A 938-nucleotide genomic window follows, 5' to 3' on the forward strand; every position below is an offset into this window, starting at 1 on the left:
TTGCGGCTGTTTGCCTTCGTGGAAGATTTCGGTGAGCAGCCACAGGTCGTTCCACGTCGGGTTGGCGTGGTCGGTCAGGGCCAGAAAATGCCCGGTGACGAGGATTGGCTGGTCGCTGTTACCCTCGGCCAGGCGATAGTCGCTGCGGTGGCGTTCGAGGTTGCGGTTGGCCAGGTGCTTGCCGCGCTCGCGGTCCACGAAACGGCCCGGATAATCGTAGTCTTCCAGGTCCGGCTGGGCGCTGCTCTTGGCGTCGCTTTCCAGCTCGATCTTCGGTTTGACGAAGTCGTAATCGCGCCGCGTGGTGCGGCTGGTGCGGGTGGCCAGGCGCAGGCCGAAACGCTTGACCACCGGTTTGTCCGCCACCAGCCCGGAGTCCTGCTGATAGGCCACGGGCGCGAGTTTCGGGAACACCGTCTGGTCATCGCCGAAGGTCAGTTTGTGGCCGCTGGACGTGTGCTGGAAGTGGTAGTGAATCCCCTCCTCTTCGCACAGGCGCTGGACGAAATGCAGGTCACTTTCATCGTACTGCGTGCAGTAAATGCGCTCGGGATAGATCGCGCTCAACTGGAAGTGGTAATCGCTGGCAAGGATGCCGTGCTCTTCCAGCACCTGACTGATGATTTGCTGCACGGTCATCTGCTGGAAGATGCGCTGGTTGAAACGGTGCGCGAGGTACGAAAGCTGCGGGCGCAGGGAAATCCTGTAGCGGGTCAGGCGCTTGCCCGCCTCGCCCTGGGCGATGCTGTAGATCAGCCCGTGAATCCCGGTGCCGCTCGGCGACAGTTGAAGAAACGCCAGTTTGTGCAGCAGGCTTTCGAGGTTGATCGAGGCCTTTTCGCTGACCAGTTCCAGCTCGAATTCGAAGGGGGTGTTGAGGGCTTCCCGACCGGTGAACGACAGCACCTGGAAATCGCTGTCCGCGCCATCGATGGTCA

At 61.4% G+C, this 938-nt stretch carries 1 protein-coding gene; it reads right to left on the reverse strand.

Annotated elements, in window-relative coordinates:
- On the reverse strand, nucleotides 1-933 hold a 933-nt coding region (gene tssI / locus ACW9HX_RS29070; RefSeq protein ID WP_457383213.1), incomplete at its 3' end, for a type VI secretion system tip protein TssI/VgrG.
- Nucleotides 934-938: the final 5 nt, after the last annotated feature.

The sequence above is a fragment of the Pseudomonas sp. SDO52101_S400 genome (assembly GCF_054071635.1).